Here is a 19931-nt window from a genome sequence, read left to right on the forward strand (position 1 = left end):
CAGCACCTTGCTTATGCACGTAAGAGGCTGCTGCTCTATTTTAATTGTTAGGGATAGTGAGACGAAAGGCTACAGGAAGAGTTTAAGTGCGTCATTTTCTGATTTCCAAAAAAGTATCAAAATCCTTCCATTGGGGAAAATAGTGAAGCATCATTCAGCCTATCGAGGGGATTTGATTTGTTGGACCGGATCATTCGTTATTTTCCAAATATTTTTACCTTATCTAATTTAGGCAGCGGCATCGTTGCTTTAGTTTTCATTGTCAATCATCTGCCGCTTATCGCTACCCTGTTCGTTGTTTTGTCAGCCGTATTTGATATGCTGGACGGCAAAATAGCACGCAGTCTCAAAGTGACCAGTGAATTTGGGGTGGAGCTTGATTCCTTGGCGGATATCGTCAGTTTTGGGGTTGTTCCGGCATTAGCGCTTTATGAAACCATCCCTCATCAAGCTGCATCGACGATGGCTTTAATGGTATTTCCCATAGCGGGTGCTCTTAGATTGGCCCGTTTCAATACACGTCCCACCAAAGGATATTTTGAGGGTCTGCCGATTCCGGCAGCGGGTTTACTCGTATGTTTTTTGTTATGGTTTCCCGTCTTGTATGGCTTTACGGCCTACGCTGCTCTGGTTCTATCGATTCTAATGGTCAGTAAAATACGGTTCAAAAAGGTATAGCCGGTCATCCCAAGTTCTATTTCGCGAATGGAATTTGCGGATTGTCCTGCGCTGATTTAAGTGATATTATAAGTTTATTAACATATCATATGAGTTGGTGATGATGATTAAGGAGCTGGCAAGTACCAAAGTTTTGAATGAATTGACCCGAAGGATTGAGCAGGAAGAGTGGAAGTCCGGACAGAAGCTGCCTTCTCTGGCCGCCGTAGCCAAAGAATTTCAGGTCGGCGTCTCCACCGTACGTGAGGCACTGCGCATTTTGGAAAACAAAGGGTATATTCTCATTGAGCACGGCAGAGGAATGTTCGTACGCAATCCAAACTGCTGGAAACAGGAAACCACATGGGATCTCACTCGGCTTTCTGTAGGAGATATGTTTTCCCTGCAGGAATTCCGGGCCGTTCTTGAACCGGAAATGGCAGCGCTTGCAGCGGAAAGAGCCACTCCCGGACAAATGGCGAATATAAAGGCGGCCGCTTCAAAAATGATCGAAGATGTAGCCAACAATGAAGATTATTTCGAAGCAGATATTGCCTTTCACGAATATATCGCCGAGGCCTGCTCGAATGAAGTCATGGCTCAGGTGATGAAAGGGATCTCGGACTTGCTTCTGGAGAGCCGCAGGAAAACCACGCGTATTCCCGGAAGCGCCGAGAGAGCGGCACATTTTCACATGCTGATTGCATTGGCCATAGAGCAGAGAAACAGCGCGCTTGCCAAAGAGATGATGAAGGCGCATCTCCAGGATGTTCGTCAGGATTCGATGAAGCTCAAGGAAGGCTGGCTAGCCGCCGCCGAATTGAAACCAAGGAAGGGGAGGAAAGATCATGATAACAATCAGAGGGTTTAATCCGTATCAGGGCAATGTGCAGGGGAAGGCGAACGAGCCTATTACGGTAGCCGGGCTGCTGGACCGTGCACGCCGCGGTCTCGGCGGGAAATACGAAGGCGGGGAGCCGGATTGGACGCTTGACAATATTTATGACCGGCTGGAGCACAATTCTCCGAGGATCGCCATTATCGGCGGCTCCTCCGATCATCCGGCCCACATTCTGGACCATGAGACGGTGTACAAAGCCGCTTTGAAAATATGGCAGGAAGGCGGAGTGCCGTTTTATTTCAGCACGCCGGTGCTTTGTGACGGAACAGCGCAAAACAACATGGGAATGTCCTATTCATTACAGAGCCGCAACGCGATTGCGGAAATCGTGGTAAATCAAATGGAAGCGCAATCATACCATGGGGCTTTCGTGATTCAGGGTTGCGATAAGCAGCCGCTGGGCGTATTAAGCGGGCTTGCTCATCTGGACCGGGTCCGGCGCAATCGCGGCGAGCATCATGTGTTTGCTACCTTTGCCCCTTCCCACGTGCTCAAGGGGGGAACGATTCCGGATGATTTGAAGCTGGAATTGGCGGAGTTGGTATCCCAGGCCGCCGCAGCGGGATATGACGATATTGCCGCCGACATTGAGGATGCGGTGAGCTATATCCTTCAGTGCTCCTCGAACACCTCATTCCAAGGGGTTTTTGAACGCGCCGTCAAATGCGGACTATTGACTGTGGAACGGCATAAGGATTTTGAAAAAAGGCTGGCGGTAAGCACGTGTGACGCCAAGGGCGGCATCTGTGCGTTTCATGGAACGGGCAACAGCTCCCGGGACGTTACGGCAGGGTTCGGTATGGTATGTCCGGAGCTGGAGCTGCTGACGGAACCGCCGACACAGGCTCAAGTCAATAAAGCGATCGAATCCTTATTTTCCATCATCGACCGTCCGGAATGCAGCGTAAGTGAATTGCTTCGGGCCAATATCGCCAATGTGATCCGGATCCACAGTTCCGCAGGAGGTTCCACCAACCTAATGATGCATATTGTCGGGGCGATGATCTATGCCGGATTTGACTTTACGCTGGAAGACATGGAGCGCATCGCTGCCGAACATCCGATTCCCGATTTATTCGATTACAGCCTGACCGAAGGCAGAGATATTTATGCATTGGCGCAGCAGTGCTGCTCGGGTCAAATCCGCGGCATGGAGACGCTGATCTATGAGCTTACAAGAAACGGGGTTCCGATGGCTTTGGATGCGCCGACGGTAACAGGCCAAACCTGGAGAGAAAGGCTGTCCCATACCGAAGGCTTGAGCGCGGACGGCGTGAAGGACAATCCCATCATCCTGAGCAGGCCCAGACGCGGCTTCAGCGGCGTCGATGTCCTCCGGGGAAACTTTTTCAACCATGCAGTGGTTAAAATCAGCGGGATGCCTACAAAGCAGCTGGATCAATTCGACGATAAGATCGCGTTTGTGCTTTACTTTGAAAATGAAGAAGAAGCGAATCATCGGTTATTGGACGTGAACATGCTGGATCGCCTAAAGGCCCAAAGAAGCTTCGGGCTAGAACATATGAAGCGGATGGCTTCCTACAACGCATCCGTTTCTTTGGAAGCGCTGCAAGCGTTGAGCTATGATGAGCTGTTCGACCGGATGATTCGGGAGGAATGGCTCAGGCTGGCGGTCATTATATCCGGTCAAGGCCCGGAAGCATTCGGAATGCCGGAAATGATGACGCCGATGCAGCATATTAACGCACACCGTCAGTTAAAGCGTTTGACGACTCTAATCAGCGACGGCCGTTATTCGGGAGTGACATTTGGCGCTGCTGTAGGGCATATGACTCCGGAAGCTTTTCATGGCGGCGGGCTGCTGTATCTGCAGGAGGGAGATCTGCTGCATTTGCAGTTCCGCAAGAAGCGCATCGATCTGCTGAATCCCGGGAGCTTTGCTTCGGGCCATATCGTACAGGATGCCGGAGAGCTTCGGTCGGAGCGGACGGAGCTAGGATTATCCCGGATGGAGCAGCTGCGTAAAAGACAAAAGCGCGTGGCGGCATCGAACCGGCTGCGCGATTGTACGGATGCGTCCCGCGGCGTAGTTCCGATGGGAGTCGCGTTGGACGCGGAGTTGAAATGGATTTAAAATGGTTTGGTTTGTATTGACGTGTTTAAAAAATGATGATAAGGTGTCATTAAAATATTTAATACATTAATGTTTATTCGAACAGACATGAAGAGCGTACCGGTAAACCGGAGGCATGGGGAATCTTATCCTCATGCTTTTTTTATTATCCGAATCGGTAAGGTTGTTCCGACGCAAGAAGAGATGAAGTTGGTTCAACAAAAAAAGGTAAAGGTGATAGGATGGACTTGCGGACGATAAAAACGTTTCAAACGATTGTCAAGCTGGGAAGTTTTCAACGAGCGGCGGAAGAACTCAAATATGTGCAATCCACCATAACGATGCATATCCAAAAACTTGAATCCGACCTGGGCGTCAAATTGCTTGAACGCAGCAAGAAAGTCTGCTTGACGGAGGCGGGACGTTTGTTTCATGAGAAGGCGGATCTGCTGTTAAAAGATTATGAATACCTTCAAAGCGCCATGACGGAATGGATTCAGGGGGAAGCGGGTGTGGTTCGGTTAGGTGTAATGGAACCTGCGGCCAGCTATCGGCTGCCCAAAATCCTTGCTCCATTCATGGAACGCTATCCCAAGGTGCAAATCAGCATTCAAATCGGCAATACGTACGTGTTGCGGGAAATGCTGATCGAGGGCAAAATTGATTTGGCCATATGCAGTGTACCGGATACAGGTTTGGGAACCACGTTTGAGCCGCTTTTCGCAGAAAAGGTTGCGCTGCTTGTTCCCAAGCAGGACGATCTTGCGGGGAAACATGAGATTTATTTAAAAGACCTGCGGGGCAAACGGCTGCTGCTTACGACTACGATTTGTCCATACCGAAAAAAATTGGAAGCGGCATTGCTGGAAAAAGGCGGAAGTCCGTATTTTGGTATTGAAATCAGCACCATGTCCGCATTGAAATATTATGTTCAAGCCAATTTTGGCATTGCGGTGGTTCCGATCATTACAGTAACGCCTCCCCCGGAAGGAACGGTGCTAAAACCAATCCTTGATTTGGATACCGGCCTGGTGACAGGCATTTTGCTGAAGTCTGATTATAAGGCACTTGGATCTGCAGGAGAAAAGCTGATCAGCACGTTAAGGGACGGTTTGCTAAATCAAAAATGCGATCAAATTACGGGAGTATAGAATAAAGAAGTTCAAAATTTTTGAAGCTTTTGTTCTTATTTATCAAATTTACAAATCTGATGAATTATTGTATGCTTATATTAACCCGATCGGATAACTGTGAAATTCTGCCGGACAACCGGAGATGAAAGACTTGCTTGATTGAACACATGATTATACATTTTCGGATCCACCGGACCCCCCGGAGACCCAGCATACTTGTTATGTTGGCGTCTCTTTTTTATTGCAGTCAAATTTTTGTTTTCCGGGATGGATGCCTGGGGAGGTTGGCTTTATGAATTTCAAACGAAAAAGAAAGAAGCGCAGCATGATCTTATCCGTTATCGCTCTGTTCACGCTATCCATTATGTTGATCGGCTGCGGGACCGCAAATAACAACAGTCAAGCATCCGGCGGGCAGACCGCCAAACCGAATGCGGAAAAAACGGTCCTTCGGATCGGTTATCAAAAGTCGGGAACATTGATGGTATTGAAGGCCAAAGGCGAGCTGGAAAAAAAATTGGCTCCTTTTGGAACGAAGGTCCAATGGTCTGAATTTAACACAGGCATTTCAGTCATGGAGGCGCTGGGCACCGGGAGCATTGACTTCGGCATCGCCGGCGATGCGCCGGTATTGTTCGGACAAGAGCGCGGTCTGCCGTTTCTGTATGTAGCCAGTGAACCGTCCAGTCCGCAAAGCGAGGGCATTCTGGTGAAAAAGGATTCGCCGATCCAGACGATCGCCGATCTGAAAGGCAAAAAAGTAGCGTTCAACAAGGCGTCGATTTCCCAGTATTTGATCAATGAGGCGCTTGCTTCGGTCGGATTGACGCTGAATGATATCGAACCGGTTTACTTGGCTCCTCCGGATGCACGCATCGCTTTTGAACGGGGAAGTGCGGATGCCTGGGTCGTTTGGGATCCCTTCTTCTCGGCAGCCGAGCTTGCCGGAAATCGGGTTCTGGCCGATGGGAAAGGGCTCGTCATTTACAGAACGTTCTACCTGGGAGGAAAAGAGTTCGCTGAAAAGCACCCCGAGGTGCTGCAAGCGCTGGTTCAGGAGCTCCAAAACATCAGTGAATGGATTAACCAAAATCCGGGGGAAGTCGCCAAATTGCTTGCTGCGGAAACGCAGCTTGACGTGGCGGTCTGGGAACAATCTTTGCGGAGAAGGCCTCTCACCATCAAGCTGATCGATGAGGAAATCATACAGGATCAGCAGAGCGTTGCAGATACATTCCTGAAGATCGGACTTGTTTCCAAGAAGATCAACGTCAGGGAAAATGTCTGGATACCGAAAAATCAGTAAGCAGTTAGAGGTCAAAGGGGTGAAGCCCTTCTATGGGAACGAAATTTCTGGAGCTGCCGGAAGCGGCTGCGCTTATACATCATGGGGATACGGTAGCGATCAGCGGCAGCATGGAGATGTCGCCCATGGCTTTGCTGCGCGAACTGATCCGCTCCGGGGCCAGCGGCCTGCACCTCCTATGCAGCGGATCGGCGGCCATTAACGCCGATCTGCTGATTGGTGCCGGATGTGTGGAGACGGTGGAAGCGTCGCAAATCATCCTGGGAGAGTTCGGCTTTGCTCCCCATTACCGCCGTGCGGTGGAGGAGGGGCGGCTGCAGGTTCGCGAACACGCTTGTCCGGCTATGGCCGCTGCGATTCAGGCGGGTGCCATGGGGCTTCCGTTTATCCCCGTTCCAGGGTTGCTGGGAACGGACTATTTGCAGGTCAGAGATGATTTTCGTCTCATTCGCAACCCTTATCGGCCGGAAGAGGAAGTCGTCGTGGTACCGGCTATCCGTCCGGATGTGTGTATATTTCACGCTTATCAGGCGGATACGCAAGGCAACGTGGTCGCCAGCAGGCTGCAGAACAACCGGCTGCTTGCCCAAGCCTCGCGCCATGTCATTGTGACGGTAGAGGAGGTGGTGGCTCCCGGGGAATTGGATCGTGAAAAGGGAACGTTCATTCCGGCGCTGTACATCCATACTGTGGTAGAAGCGCCATTCGGAGCCTACCCGACAAGCTGTCCAGGCTTTTACCCTGCGGATGAAGCCCATATGCAAACTTATTTGAAAGCGGCCGGACATCCGAACGAGTTTGAAAAGTACTTGCAGCAGTATGTGTTTTCTTACACGAGGCACGAGGACTATTCCGTTTACTGCAGCCGTAAGGAGAGTCAGCATGAAATATTCGACTGAAGAATTCATGATTTGTGCTTTGGCCCGCGAGCTTCATGACGGGGAAACGATCGCCGTAGGCAACAGTTCTCCGGTGCCGGCGGCGGCGGCCCTGCTGGCCAAAGAAACCCATGCCCCCCGCGCCCAAACCTACATCATGGGGTATGAGCGGGAATGGCCGTTTGAGGGGACCAAGGAATTTTTCGATTACATCCAGCGCGGCCTTGTCGATGTGTTCTTCTTGAGCGGGGCCCAAATCGACTGTTGGGGCAATATCAATTTACATGTCATCGGCGACTATGCCCGCCCGAAGGTCAGGCTTCCCGGAGGTGCCGGTTCATCTATGGTGTATTACCGCTGCAAAAGGATTTTCCTTTTTAAAACCGACCATCATGCAAAGGGGTTTCCCGAACGATTGGATTTTGTCAGCAGCAGCGCTTCTCCTGATTTCCGGCAGGAGGGCGCTGGGCGTCTGGAAGCGGTATATACCCCGCTTGCCGTACTGAGGCCCGCTCCGCTTACGCGCCGGCTGCAATTGTCCGCGATCGCGCCGGGAACGACGGCAGAAGAAGTGCAGGGGAAAACTGGCTTTGATCTGGGGATCGAAGGCGACGTTCCGCGCATCGAAGCGCCTTCCCCGCAGCAATTGGATGTTTTGCGAAGCAAAGTGAAAGCGGCGCTTCAGGAAATTTATCCCGCATTCGTTAAAGGAGGAATTGGAAATGGTTGAATTTATTACGATGGCGCCTACCTTCGGGGACGGCCAGTACGTGGGAACTTCCAATTACAATGCTCAAAGGCTGGACGCATGGAGCACGACGGCCGAACGCGAGCCTACCCTGGAATACATCTCACGCATTGCGCAGGCGGCGGAGAAGGGCGGATTCGGCACGCTTCTGCTTCCGACCGGCAGCAGCTGCCTCGATTCGTTGATCATCGCAACGGCGCTGATTCCCGCCACGGAACGGCTCCGCTTCCTGTTCGCCGTGCGCCCCGGCTTTACCGCCCCGTCCGTGTTTGCGAGACAGTTTGCCAGCTTTGACTACTTGTCCGGTGGCCGTGCCCTGGTCAATATCGTTACCGGAGGGTCTCCCGCCGAGCTTGCCGGCGACGGCGATTTTTTGGATCACGCTACCCGCTATCGGCGTACCGATGAGTTCATTCGGGTATTGAAACGTTTGTTTAGTGAAGAAAACTTCGATCACGAAGGTGAATTTTACAAGCTAAAAAATGCGTCTCTCTATCCGAAGCCGATTCAGAAAAATCCGGAGATCTATTTCGGGGGCGCCTCGGAAGCCGGCCAAGCGGTCGCGGCTTCCGTCGCCGATGTCTATATGATGTGGGGGGAGACGCTGGACAATATCCGCGAACGAATCGGGGAGATCCAACGGTTGGCGGCCGTTCGCAATCGGAAACTCAGTTACAGCATTTCATTCCAGGTCGTCTTGGGCGATACGGAGGAGCAAGCGTGGGAAAATGCCAATCATCTGATCAGCAAGGCCGATCCCGCCGTCATTCAGAAGAAGGCGGAAGCCAGCGACAAAGGCGAATCCGTCGGTCTGAAGCGTCTGCATCAACTGATGCTGGATTCCAAGGAAAATCATTTCCGGATCGGTCCGAATTTATGGGCCGGGCTGACCCAGGTGCTCAGCGGCAATTCCATCGCCTTGGTCGGCACACCCGATCAAGTAGCGGACCGGATCGTAGAATATGTCTGCCTGGGATTCGATAAAGTGCTGCTTAGAGGGTTTCCGCACCTGGAAACCATTGAGGCCGTTGGAAGAGATGTGATTCCAAGAGTGCATGCGAAGCTGCAAAAAAATGAAATACCATCCGAGAGAGGTGTACTTCACTAATGAGCACAGCATACGGTTTTAAAGAGTTGGAGGCCGACATTCGTTCCGTTCTTTCCCGAACAGGCGATTTCCGAACCATTGTGGATGAAGTTCGCCCATTTTTACAAACTTTGCTGCAATCCGACGAACTCCTGCCTGAAAGGTATCAGCAGCCATTACCGCACAAATATGCCCAATATTTGTTGTATAAGCCCGAGGATGAAGCCTTTTCCGTGATCGCCTTCGTATGGGGGCCCGGACAGGTAGCCCCGGTGCACGATCATTTGGTATGGGGGCTGGTCGGCATCTACAAGGGAGCGGTGGAAGAGAAGCGTTACCGGAGAGTGGATCATGGGGAAGCGGCCCCGAGGCGCTATACGCTTGAGGAAGTGGGAACGGTGCATGCCACGAAGGGCGATATCTCCTTCGTTTATCCTCCGGATTACGATATTCACGGCGTGTCCAATCCACATAGCGAAGTGGCGGTTACTATCCATGTATACGGCGCTGATATCGGCAAGCAGGAGCGGCACATCCACGATCCCGCAACGGGCGCTTTGCGTGATGTGGTCACGAAGCATGATAATGACGTGCCGATCTATGCCGATGTGTAGAAAGGGAGGTGTGATGCAATCATGAGCACATTACAGGGAGGGCCGCTTTCGGGGCTTAGGGTCATCGAGTTCGGGCAGATCGCGGCCGGCCCGTTTACAGGCATGCTTCTGGCTGATTTGGGAGCCGACGTGGTGAAGGTGGAAAGACCTGACAGCGGAGACGGCATGCGCGATTGGCCGCCTTTCTTTGTGAATGAACAGGGAGAGTCCTACAGTGCAAACTTCGCCTCCCTTAACCGCAACAAACGAAGTATTACGGTCGATTTCAAGGACCCGGAACAGCTTGAAGCTTTGCGGAAATTGTGCGGAAAGGCCGATATCATTATCGAAAACTACCGTCCCGGGGTGCTGCGGAAGTTTGGCTTGGGTTACGATGCGCTGTCGGCGGAAAATCCCGGACTGGTCTATTGCTCTATCTCCGGATACGGCCAAGAGGGCCCGTATGCGCAGAAGGGCGCTTTTGACGTGACGATTCAGGCGATCAGCGGCTTGATGAGCGTTACCGGAGAAGAAACCGGTACACCTGTCAAATGCGGAGTGCCGATAGCCGACTTTGCCGCCGGACTTTACGGTGCTTACAGCATCGCCGTTTCCATCCTGCAAGCGAGTCAAAGCGGAAAAGGCGCCTATATCGACTGCTCCATGCTCGGCAGCGTCCTCGGTATTTCTGCGCTGCAGCACAGTGAATATTACGGCAACGGGATCTCTCCCAAGCGGCTTGGGACCGCCCATCCGCGCAACGCCCCGTACCAGGGGTTTTACGGAAGCGACAAACCGTTTGTGATCGCCGCAGGCAATGACAAGCTGTGGAGGGAAGTATGCGAAGCCGCCGATCGCCCCGAGCTTATTGACGATCCCCGCTTTGTGACGCAGACCCTCCGTGCCAAAAACCAAAAGGAGCTGGCTTCTTTGCTGCAGCAGTCCTTTTCGCGGAAGACGGCCGGGGAATGGCTGAAGGAGTTTGACCGAAGAGGCGTACCGTGCGCGCCCATCAACGATTACGAGGACATTTTGCATGATCCGGCCGTTCATCAAATCGGGCTGGTGAAGGATTTGCAGTTACCCAACGGATTAACAACCCGGACGGTTCCGTTCCCGGTCAAGGTGACCGGCTACGATTTTTCCGTATACCGCCATCCTCCGCAAAGGGGCGAGCATACGGAAGAAGTTTTCAAGGAATGGCTTGACGCAATCCACCCTTAAACGGGACTGCCGGCTTGCGGAAGAGATATCTGAATCTGAAGAAGTCCGTTACCTATCGGACGCTTATGGGAACGAATGTTGGAAGAAGGTGGGCTCCCGTTTGGCAAAGACTTTGCTAAAAGATGTACCGTTGACTGAAGATGTCCCAATCAAGATCCGGGCAAACGATGTCGGGTTTGGCTATGGTCATCAGGACATTTTGCAAAATATTCATTTTACCGTTCGCGAAGGGGAGTTTGTCGTTTTGATGGGACCCAGCGGATGCGGCAAAAGCACATTCCTCCGCCTGGTGTCCGGTTTATCCCTGCCAACGCGCGGAAAGCTTGAAATCGATGGCGAACCGGTTCGGGACACGTCGATCGAGCGTGCGATCGTGTTTCAAGACTACTCCTTGTTTCCCTGGCTGACAACTGGGGAAAATGTCATGCTTGCACTCAGCCAGGTGATGAAAAAGAAAAAAAAGGAGATTCAACAGGTCGCGCAGGAATATCTGCAAATGGTACAGCTCGAACACGTCTTCGACAAATACCCTGGACAATTATCGGGGGGAATGCGCCAGCGTGCCGCCATCGCCCGGGCGCTTGCTTTGTCGGCGAATCTGCTGCTTATGGATGAACCGTTCGGCGCGCTGGATCCGGTGACCCGCGTTCATTTGCAGGATCTCATCCTGCAGTTATGGCAGGATCGCCGCCAGACCGTACTGTTCGTGACGCACGATGTGGAAGAAGCGCTGTTTTTGGCAGACCGGATCCTGTTGTTTTCGCCCGGTCCTTCCAGCATCGTTGCACATGAATTGAAAATTCCGTTCGCAAGACCCCGGCAGCGGAAAAAGGTGTTCCAATCCCCGGAATTTACCGAACTGAGGGATCAATTGATGGATCACATGAATAAAGGGTTGTTCGAGAAGCTGGAAAGAGAGGAAACGGTCTTCTATCCGGGTGACCGGATCTGAAACCGTAAAAAACATAATAGAGGAGGAACATGGGTGTATAAAGTTCAAGTTCATCGGAAAAAACAATCATTTGCCTGGCTACTCGCTTCCGGCCTTGCCCTTTCAGTGCTCGTCACAGGCTGCGGCCAGCAGTCGGCAGCTCCGCAGCCTGCGGTTTCGGAGCAAGCCGGGAAGTCCGATCAGGCCCAAAAGCAGGATCAAACGTTTGAACTCAATGTCGGCTACGGCCAATCGTTGGGCACCCAGCACGGATTCATTGCCGAATACGAGGGGTATTTTAAGGAGCAAAACCTGAAAGTCAACTTTGTGCCTTTTGCGTCTACAGCGGACGGATTAAACGGCCTGCAGGCCGGGAAAATCGATGTCGGCGTATCCTTCGGAACCGCAGGTCCGTTGACATTTATCTCCCAAGGATCGGATTTTTCAATTATCGGGGGCATTTGTCCGGCGGCAGCCCGGTCTATGCCAAAAAGAAAACCAGGATCAGTTCAAGACGATCGAAGGGTTTCGCGGGAAAAAAGTGGGCACCCTTCGTCTGTATACCGGCGATATCGTCTTCCGTTCCGCTTTGAGCCAAGCCGGAATCGATTGGAAAAAAGACATTGAACTGATCGAGTTCAAAAACAATTCCATGCTGCTTGAAGCGATTAAATCAGGCAAAGTCGATGTCGGGGTCGGATCGCCGGGCACGTTATACGAGGCGGAGGAAGGGGGGCTGGTCGCCGTCACATGGAGCAACGATCTGCAGCCGGATCACGTATGCTGCCGCATCGTGGCCAAGACGGGCGACGTGAAGGAAAAGCGGGAAGCCTTCAAACGGTTTCTGAAAGCGATCATTAAGGCGGAACGGGACAAAGAAAAAGATCCGAAGGTGACGATTGACGCCAGCAGGCCCCACATCAGGCTTGACGACAAAATTATGGAGAAGTCGATCATCGAACCGCATATGCTGAATCATTCCGATCCGAACAAGAAAGAAATCGTCAAAATGTGGGAAAACATGAACGACATCGGCTATATCAAGGAAGGAAAAGACATCGATATTACCAAATACATCGATACGTCGTTGTACAAAGAAGCCGTTGAAGAACTGATCGCTTCCGAGCCGGACGAGCCGTTTTTCCAAAAAGTAAAGGAGCGTTTCAACCAGCAAAATATTGGATAAGGAGCTGTTTTTCGCGTTGAAACGGTTTGTTAAAACGTATTATGGTACTTTGCTTATCGTAGCCGCCGTGTTGGCGGCATGGATTTACTTTACGGATGTCGCCAAAAAGATCAATCCCGTGCTGTTCCCGAATCCGCAGGCCGTCCTGCTTGCCTTCTGGAAAAGTAAAGGGCTGCTGTTGGAGGGGTTCATCAGCTCGATGCAGCTGTTTCTAAGCGGATATTTCTCCGCCGTCATTGCGGGAATAGCGGTAGGGTTGGCGGTCGCGCTGCATCCTGCGCTGAGGAAACCGCTGATGCCGATTTTCCATGCGTTGAGCCCGATTCCCCCTACGATGTACATTCCGTATGCCATAGCGCTTTTGCCTACGTTTAAATCCGCATCCGTGTTTTTGATTTTCGCCGGCGCGTTATGGCCTATCCTGCTCGGTACCATTCAAGGCGTATTGCTTATAGACCGGCATTATCTGGACAACGCCCGCGCGTTAGGGCTAAGAAGCGGAAAGCTTCTCACAAAGGTGATCATTCCGGCGGCGCTGCCGTTCATTTTTAACGGAGCGGGCGTAGCGCTGGGATTCGCCTTCATTATTCTGACCGTGGCGGAAATGTTCGGCGCCAAATCGGGCATGGGGTATTTTATTCAATACTACAGTGATTTTTCCGATTATAAAAACGTTGTTGCCGGTATGATTTTCAACAGCCTGGTCATCCTGGCCATCATGCTCATTTTTGACAAGATCAAAAACAAATACTTGTTTTGGACGCAGCTCGATGACAAAACTTTATAACTATAGCGCATCCAAATGGCCCTCCGCATCGCACAGCCGGGGGGAGGAAGAAACGGGCTGTACCGCTTTTGGCTGATCAGCCCTTCACTTCAAGGAAGGGAAAGATTCGCAATGACTACGATTTCGCATCAGGCCCCCATCGATTATTTGGCTGTGGCCGATGAACTGGTTGATACGTTTTCCCTGACCGCCGTAGAGCGGGATATCAAAGGAGGTACGGCGAAAGCGGAACGGGATTTGATCAGGAGAAGCGGCTTGCTCGCCTTGCTGGCGCCCAAGAGCTTTGGCGGTTGTGGGGATACATGGCTAACCGTACTGGAGATCGTTCGATGATTTGCCAGGGTCGACAGTTCCATTGCGCATTTGTTCGGATATCATTTTCTGAATTTGGTCACACCGCATATGTATGGAACCGAGGAACAGAAGCGCCGATATTATATGGAAACGGCGAACAAACCCTTGTTCTGGGGAAACGCATTTAATCCGCTGGATCAACGGCTTGTTGCCGTTCGTGAAGGCGACCGTTATTACTTGAGCGGAACCAAACGGTTCTGCTCCGGTGCTACGGATTCGGATTTGCTGCTCGTTTCCGCGAAGCATGAAGAGGGAAACGGCCCTCTGATTGCCGTCATTCCTACCCGTCGGGAAGGAGTGAACGTATTGAATGATTGGGACAATATGGGGCAGCGGCAGACGGACAGCGGGGGGATCGAATTTAGCCGGGTTCCGGTAGAATTAGGCGAGGTGCTTGACACACCGGGTCCGGTCGGGACGGAATTTTCCAAACTTCGCAGCTCCATTTCGCAAATTATTCTGACGCATGTATATTTGGGTATCGCGGAAGGGGCGTTCGAACAGGCCAAATTATACACGGCTTCAAGCGCCAGAGCCTGGCCTGCTTCCGGCGTCTCCTCCGCTGCTCAGGATCCGTATTTTCTTCGCCATTACGGCGACATGTGGGTCCGGTTGGAAGCCGCCCGGGATTTTCAATCGGCCTGGGAGAAGGAGTGGGGATTGACGGAACGGGAACGGGGAGAATGCATGATGAGCATTGCAACGGCGAAGGTGATGACTACGCAGGTCGGGCTGGACATTACAAGCCGTATGTTCGAGGTGATGGGCTCCCGGGCGACTTCGTCCGAATACCGTTATGACCGTTTTTGGCGCAATCTTCGCACGCATACGCTTCACGATCCGGTCGAATACAAGCTGAAGGAATTGGGAAATTGGGCGCTGAACGGCCAATTTCCGCAGTCCTCTTCGTTCTTTTAAGGAGCTTCGGGGACGAGATGAAAAGAAATGCCATCGTGAATTTTGCCATTGTCGTGCTGCTGGTTTTCACTTGCTATTCGTTTTGGAACAAGCAAGAGGACAGTGCTTTTGCGGCACCGAACGCCGCCGCTCCCGAGGTGAAGCTGCCTGATCTGGATGGTCGATGGGTGGATATCCGTAAAGATGCGGATGGAAAAGCGGTATTTTTGGTTTTTTGGACTTCCTGGTGCGAGTACTGCAAGAAGGAAGCCTCAGTACTTGGCGAATTGTACGGGGAGTTTAAGGACCGGATCGCTTTTTATGCCGTCAATGTGACGCATCAGGACGATCTGAAGGAGGTGAGAAGCTTTGTCCAGGCCCATCGTTTACCCTTTCCGGTACTGCTCGACGAAAAAGGCGAAGTCACGGAACGATACAGGGTGGAGTACTTGCCAACCTTTTATCTCATCGGCCGGGACGGGATCGTCGAGGATCTGTTGATCGGGGAAATTCCGCGGGAACGGCTGTTAGGCAAGCTGCAGGAGCTCGCCCCGTAAACAAACCGGCTTTGGACTTTGGCCAAAGGACCGAATCGTGGAAAAGGAAGGTTGATTCTTTTGGAACAAAAATCACAAAAACCGGCAATAGGCTTTATTGGCACCGGGGTCATGGGAAAAAGTATGGCCAGCCGTTTAATTCGGGCCGGATATGTGCTTCATGTCTACACCCGCACCAAGTCTAAGGCGGAACCGCTCCTCTTAGAAGGGGCCAATTGGCATGACACGCCGGCATCTTTGGCCGAACAATCGCAAATCATCATAACGATGGTCGGTTACCCCCATGACGTGGAAGAGCTGTATCTCGGGGAACATGGAATCATTCATCATGCCCGGCCCAATAGTTATTTAATTGATATGACCACTTCCAGCCCGGCCTTGGCCCGGCGAATTGAGCAGGCGGCGCTTGGGCGCGGATTATTTTCGCTGGATGCTCCCGTGTCGGGCGGCGATATAGGGGCCAGGGAGGGTAAGCTGTCTATTATGGTTGGCGGGCGGCGGGAAGCTTTCGATGAGGTAACGCCGGTTTTGAAGTCCATGGGGACGAACATTGTTTATCAGGGGGCGCAGGCGCCGGGCAGTATACGAAAATGTGCAATCAAATCGCGATTGCCTCCAATATGATCGGCGTCTGCGAATCGTTGATTTATGCTCAAAAGGCCGGATTGGATCCTTCCACCGTACTGAAAAGCATTGAGACCGGAGCGGCCGGCAGTTGGTCGCTGAGCCATTTGGCTCCGCGTATCATCGGCGGTAATTTTACGCCGGGTTTTTACGTTAAGCATTTCGTTAAGGATATGAAAATTGCCCTGGAATCCGCCAAGGAAATGAACCTTGAACTGCCGGGGCTGGCTCTTGCCCACTCCCTTTATGAGAAATTAGTTGAACTGGGAGAAGAGGACAGCGGCACGCAAGCATTATTTAAAGTGATCGGGGGCAAATCTCCGGCTGTCTCTTGAAACCGATGAAACAGCATGGATCGCAGCGGGATAGCCCAGTATTTTAGCAGGCGGGTTCAACATGAAAGACGCCTGCGCAGTGAATCTAAACCAAAAAAATCGGGTTAAAATTTGGAGGTATGGACATGGCAGAGAATGTGAAATTGGTATTGTGGAGCCGCGAAGGCTGTCAAGCTTGCCAGGAAGCGAAAGCTTATTTAAAAGAAAAGGGATACGTTTACTCCAATGTGGATGTGGGAGGGAAAGATTACTTAAGGGATGTTCTTGAAGTCAAGTACGGTATTCGTCATGTGCCGGTGATCGAGGTCGGCCGCAATCAAACCTACGAGGCGATCGTAGACAGCGACTTTAACCGGCTTGAAGCTTTACTTAAGTCCTAAACAGGATTTCCCCAATAAAGATAAACACAGTTGGACAGGATTGACGGCCTGTTCAACTGTGTTTTTTTGTAAACCGGAGCCGACTCAGGATATGGACTGGAGTCATCCGGTTTTTTTGATATTTTTGCGGAACGAAATATATTGCGTAAAGGGCGAGCACATGAGAAAATAGGATTAGAATGATGGATGTTGTTGCATTTTTAAACACTTGTTCATGTGCTGCAAAAATCTTTATTTGAGAGGTGAAGGAATTGAATATACTTGCCATAGCTCCATATAAAGGGTTGAAGGATTTAATTCTGGAAGTGAATAAGGATTTAAAGAAAAACATCCATGTTGAAATCGGAGATTGGTATGAAGGGCTCGACATAGCCAAAGCGCTGGAAACCAAAGGTTATGATATGATCATCAGCCGCGGTGCGACCGTAAATCTGCTGAGGGAGCATTGTTCCATTCCGGTAGCGGAAATCAAAATATCGGGGTACGACATCTTGAGAACGCTTACGCTCTTGAACGGATTTGAAGGGAAAATTGGCGTGATGAGCCATTTGAAGGTGATTCAAGGAGCGGACTTTATAGGCAAGCTGCTGAATATGGACTTAACCTTTTACGACGATGCCGAGTGTGAAAAATGTCTGGAAAAGGCCATGGAAGACGGGGTACAAGTGATCGTCGGGGATGTTAAATCCACACAGGCGGCCAGGAGCTTCGGACTTCACGGCATTCTCATCACTTCCGGAAGGGAAGCTGTGATTGAAGCCATCCAGGATGCGGAGAGATTGGTTTATTATACGAATAAAGTAAAAGAAAAGTATGCAGGGCTGGTATCCGTATTGGATCAGCTGGAGGAAGGCGTAATCATTGTCAGTCCGCAGGAGGAATGTCAATTCATCAATGCCCGCGCGCGTGAACTGTTAAATGTAAACAAGGACCAATCAGTGGATACGCTGTTCAAAGCATCAGGCTTATCCATAAATTTAAGCGACGTGATGAAGCGGGAGGCCGTTCACAGCAGCGAAAGAGTGCAGCTTTCTGATAAATCGCTGGACATCAAGGGATTTCCGTTATATCTTGACGGACGGATGACAGGAGCGGCCGCTGTATTGAAATGGAACCCTGATCAAGCCGGACGGAATAAAATAGAAGAGTACCGGTTTGTAAAAAAAGCAAAGGCTTCCGCCCACTTCAATCAACTGGTCGGGAAATCACAGACGATGGTCAGGCTGATTGAGTGCGCCAAACGGATCAGCAAATCCGAACTGCCGATCATGATTTACGGGGAGCCGGGGACGGGAAAACACGTCTTAGCCCAAAGCATTCATAATGAAGGCGATTTAAAAACGAAAGCGTTTGTTACCATAGATTGCCATTCCCATTCACCCGAGATATTGGAAAAAGAAATGCTGGGGGCGGGTTCCGAGCCGGGTGCCTTTGAGCTCGCCAATGGCGGCACCTTGTATATGTCCAATATTGGCAAGCTGCCTCTGAGCCTCCAATCGGCCTTGTTTCACATTCTGACGCGCCATAAGGTCAGGAGAATAGACAGCAGTGAAGAACGGGAGATCAAGGTGCGCGTGATTGCAGAACATGAAGAGAAATTAATCTCTTTGGTCTCCAGGGGGGAGTTCAGGTCGGATCTGTACCGCGTTATCAATACATTTACTTTAAGTCTTTCGCCGCTGCGTGAAAGAATAGAGGATATGCCCGATTTGATACGGATGTTTATCGCTTCGGCCAATGTCGTGACGGGAAAGGAAATCGTCGGGGTTCAACCGGAAGTGATGGACATTTTAAGATCGTACGACTGGCCGGGAAACGTATATCAGTTGAAAAACACCATCCATAAAATGTGCCTTTTGAGCGACGGACCGTATATCAAAAAAGACGAGATCGAACCGGTAATCAAGGAATTGGCGGACAGCACGGAAACGAGGAATCCCGCAGTATTTTCGTTCTTCAACAAGACTTTGGAGGAAATTGAAAGCGATATCATCTACAGGATTCTGGTAGAGGAAGAATACAACCAATCCAAAGCGGCGAAAAGGCTCGGCATCAATCGAACAACCCTTTGGCGAAAATTGAAAATGAAGAATCAGAAGGTCCTGGATTATAACCAATGATTAAAAATGCAACAAATCGATGCCACATAACTGTGGTCAAAGGTAACAATGCCAATTATAATGATAAAAAAACGTTTACATCAATCAATAAACGGTAAAGGAGATAAGGTATGAAAACTCAAAGAAAACCGGTTATGGCTTTGACTTACGGCGATGCAGCAGGAATCGGGCCGGAGCTGGTCGCTAAAGCGCTGCAAATGGATGAAATTCGCAGTTTGGCTCAATGGGTGCTGGTTGGTGATGAACGGGTGTTTAAGCAGGGGGCGGAGCTCGCCGGGGTCACCTTAAACTATCGAAAAATCGATTCCATCGAACAGGCTTCATTCCAGGAGCATGAGCTTCCGTTAATCGATCTGCAAAATATAAATCCGGATGATTTCCAAAAGGGCATCCTCTCTCCGGAAGCGGGGTTAGCGAGCGGAAAAACGCTGGAATACACTTTGCAGCTCGTGAAGGGGAATCATCTGGAAGGCGTGGTCTATGCTCCTTTGAATAAAGAAGCGATGTTTCGGGGCGGCCTTCATTTTGAGGATGATATTCATTTTCTTGCCGACCTGCTGGGCGTTAAAGACGGTTTCGGTGAAATTAATGTCATGGAGAAGCTTTGGGTATTCCGCGTAACCTCCCATATTCCTCTTCGAAAAGTAAGCGAGCTGATTACGAAAGAAAGTGTCGGTCAGCGGATTCGGTTTGCCCATGAAACGCTTACGGCAGCGGGTTATCATCAGCCGCGAATTGCGGTGGCCGCACTCAATCCTCATGCCGGTGACGGAGGTCTCTTCGGGACGGAGGAGATCGATGAAATGATTCCTGCGGTGCAAGAAGCACAGGCACAAGGCATCAATGTCGCGGGGCCTTATCCGGCGGATACGATTTTCCTGCGTCTTCCCAAGGACCCGTTCGACGCTTTGCTTGCCATGTATCACGATCAGGCGCAGACGGGCATGAAGCTGATGGGCTTCAACAAAGGGGTGACGGTCAGCGGCGGGCTGCCTGTCGTTCTGGCGACCCCTGCGCATGGAACCGCATTTGATATTGCGGGCAAGGGCATTGCCGATCCCGGAGCCATGGCACATGCCATGAGGCTGGCCGTTCGATTGGTTTTGGGGAAGAGGGATAAGGTAACCAATGGATAATAAGCGGGTGGGGAGATGATGCG

20 protein-coding genes and 1 pseudogene are annotated in these 19931 nt (G+C 51.1%); all 21 read left to right on the forward strand.

The window, feature by feature from the left end:
• Positions 1–180: 180 nt before the first annotated feature.
• The 21 genes and pseudogenes from pssA to EXW96_RS02710 all read left to right on the forward strand — a co-directional run bounded on the left by pssA (position 181) and on the right by EXW96_RS02710 (position 19908).
• Positions 181–678: a CDP-diacylglycerol--serine O-phosphatidyltransferase gene (pssA, locus tag EXW96_RS02620; protein WP_235594275.1), complete on the forward strand. Its 498-nt coding sequence runs from the start codon at positions 181–183 to the stop codon at positions 676–678.
• Between the two features lie 100 nt (positions 679–778).
• Complete coding sequence (locus EXW96_RS02625; RefSeq protein ID WP_174349796.1) at positions 779–1528, forward strand: FadR/GntR family transcriptional regulator; 750 nt, start codon at positions 779–781, stop codon at positions 1526–1528.
• Entirely contained in the window at positions 1506–3653 is a 2148-nt protein-coding gene (locus tag EXW96_RS02630; protein ID WP_174349797.1) for a dihydroxy-acid dehydratase domain-containing protein, read from the forward strand. The genes EXW96_RS02625 and EXW96_RS02630 overlap by 23 nt, the downstream gene beginning before the upstream one ends.
• A 221-nt stretch (positions 3654–3874) precedes the next feature.
• A complete protein-coding gene (locus EXW96_RS02635; RefSeq protein WP_174349798.1) occupies positions 3875–4783 on the forward strand; it encodes a LysR family transcriptional regulator in 909 nt (302 codons plus the stop codon).
• Positions 4784–5057: 274 nt separating this feature from the next.
• Entirely contained in the window at positions 5058–6071 is a 1014-nt protein-coding gene (locus EXW96_RS02640) for a sulfonate ABC transporter substrate-binding protein (RefSeq protein ID WP_254611190.1), read from the forward strand.
• Between the two features lie 32 nt (positions 6072–6103).
• A complete protein-coding gene (locus EXW96_RS02645) occupies positions 6104–6970 on the forward strand; it encodes a CoA transferase subunit A (RefSeq protein WP_174349799.1) in 867 nt (288 codons plus the stop codon).
• A complete protein-coding gene (locus EXW96_RS02650; RefSeq protein ID WP_054819797.1) occupies positions 6954–7679 on the forward strand; it encodes a CoA-transferase in 726 nt (241 codons plus the stop codon). Before EXW96_RS02645 ends, EXW96_RS02650 begins: the two co-directional genes overlap by 17 nt.
• A complete protein-coding gene (locus EXW96_RS02655; RefSeq protein ID WP_174349800.1) occupies positions 7672–8805 on the forward strand; it encodes an LLM class flavin-dependent oxidoreductase in 1134 nt (377 codons plus the stop codon). The genes EXW96_RS02650 and EXW96_RS02655 overlap by 8 nt, the downstream gene beginning before the upstream one ends.
• Positions 8805–9398 (forward strand): cysteine dioxygenase family protein, encoded by a 594-nt coding sequence (locus EXW96_RS02660; RefSeq protein ID WP_062408113.1) that lies wholly within the window; start codon positions 8805–8807, stop codon positions 9396–9398. The genes EXW96_RS02655 and EXW96_RS02660 overlap by 1 nt, the downstream gene beginning before the upstream one ends.
• A gap of 21 nt (positions 9399–9419) precedes the next feature.
• On the forward strand, positions 9420–10601 hold the full coding sequence (locus EXW96_RS02665) for a CaiB/BaiF CoA transferase family protein (protein WP_174349801.1): 1182 nt from the start codon (positions 9420–9422) through the stop codon (positions 10599–10601).
• A gap of 100 nt (positions 10602–10701) precedes the next feature.
• Positions 10702–11553 (forward strand): ABC transporter ATP-binding protein, encoded by an 852-nt coding sequence (locus EXW96_RS02670; RefSeq protein WP_217437229.1) that lies wholly within the window; start codon positions 10702–10704, stop codon positions 11551–11553.
• A 33-nt stretch (positions 11554–11586) separates the two neighbouring features.
• The gene (locus tag EXW96_RS28215; protein ID WP_309224992.1) at positions 11587–12159 is read left to right on the forward strand and encodes an ABC transporter substrate-binding protein; all 573 of its coding nucleotides are present in this window, start codon (positions 11587–11589) and stop codon (positions 12157–12159) included.
• The gene (locus tag EXW96_RS27195) at positions 12074–12718 is read left to right on the forward strand and encodes an ABC transporter substrate-binding protein (RefSeq protein ID WP_430016312.1); all 645 of its coding nucleotides are present in this window, start codon (positions 12074–12076) and stop codon (positions 12716–12718) included. The genes EXW96_RS28215 and EXW96_RS27195 overlap by 86 nt, the downstream gene beginning before the upstream one ends.
• Positions 12719–12734: 16 nt before the next feature.
• Positions 12735–13505, forward strand: coding sequence for an ABC transporter permease (locus tag EXW96_RS02680; protein ID WP_054819810.1), 771 nt, complete (start codon positions 12735–12737; stop codon positions 13503–13505).
• 111 nt (positions 13506–13616) lie between these two features.
• Complete coding sequence (locus EXW96_RS27200) at positions 13617–13838, forward strand: hypothetical protein (protein ID WP_254611191.1); 222 nt, start codon at positions 13617–13619, stop codon at positions 13836–13838.
• 105 nt (positions 13839–13943) lie between these two features.
• Positions 13944–14777 (forward strand): acyl-CoA dehydrogenase family protein, encoded by an 834-nt coding sequence (locus EXW96_RS02685; protein ID WP_254611192.1) that lies wholly within the window; start codon positions 13944–13946, stop codon positions 14775–14777.
• A 17-nt stretch (positions 14778–14794) separates the two neighbouring features.
• Positions 14795–15313: a TlpA disulfide reductase family protein gene (locus EXW96_RS02690; RefSeq protein WP_174349802.1), complete on the forward strand. Its 519-nt coding sequence runs from the start codon at positions 14795–14797 to the stop codon at positions 15311–15313.
• Between the two features lie 111 nt (positions 15314–15424).
• A pseudogene (locus EXW96_RS02695) lies at positions 15425–16272 on the forward strand (NAD(P)-dependent oxidoreductase).
• Between the two features lie 125 nt (positions 16273–16397).
• Complete coding sequence (locus tag EXW96_RS02700; protein ID WP_054819803.1) at positions 16398–16652, forward strand: glutaredoxin family protein; 255 nt, start codon at positions 16398–16400, stop codon at positions 16650–16652.
• A 251-nt stretch (positions 16653–16903) separates the two neighbouring features.
• Positions 16904–18772 carry a sigma-54-dependent Fis family transcriptional regulator gene (locus tag EXW96_RS02705; RefSeq protein WP_174349803.1) on the forward strand — a complete coding sequence of 623 codons (1869 nt, stop codon included), beginning with the start codon at positions 16904–16906 and terminating at the stop codon, positions 18770–18772.
• A 110-nt stretch (positions 18773–18882) separates the two neighbouring features.
• Positions 18883–19908 carry a PdxA family dehydrogenase gene (locus EXW96_RS02710; RefSeq protein WP_054819806.1) on the forward strand — a complete coding sequence of 342 codons (1026 nt, stop codon included), beginning with the start codon at positions 18883–18885 and terminating at the stop codon, positions 19906–19908.
• Positions 19909–19931 lie beyond the last annotated feature (23 nt).

Source organism: Paenibacillus sp. JMULE4, from assembly GCF_013337105.1.
In the GTDB taxonomy this organism is placed as follows: domain Bacteria; phylum Bacillota; class Bacilli; order Paenibacillales; family NBRC-103111; genus Paenibacillus_G; species Paenibacillus_G naphthalenovorans.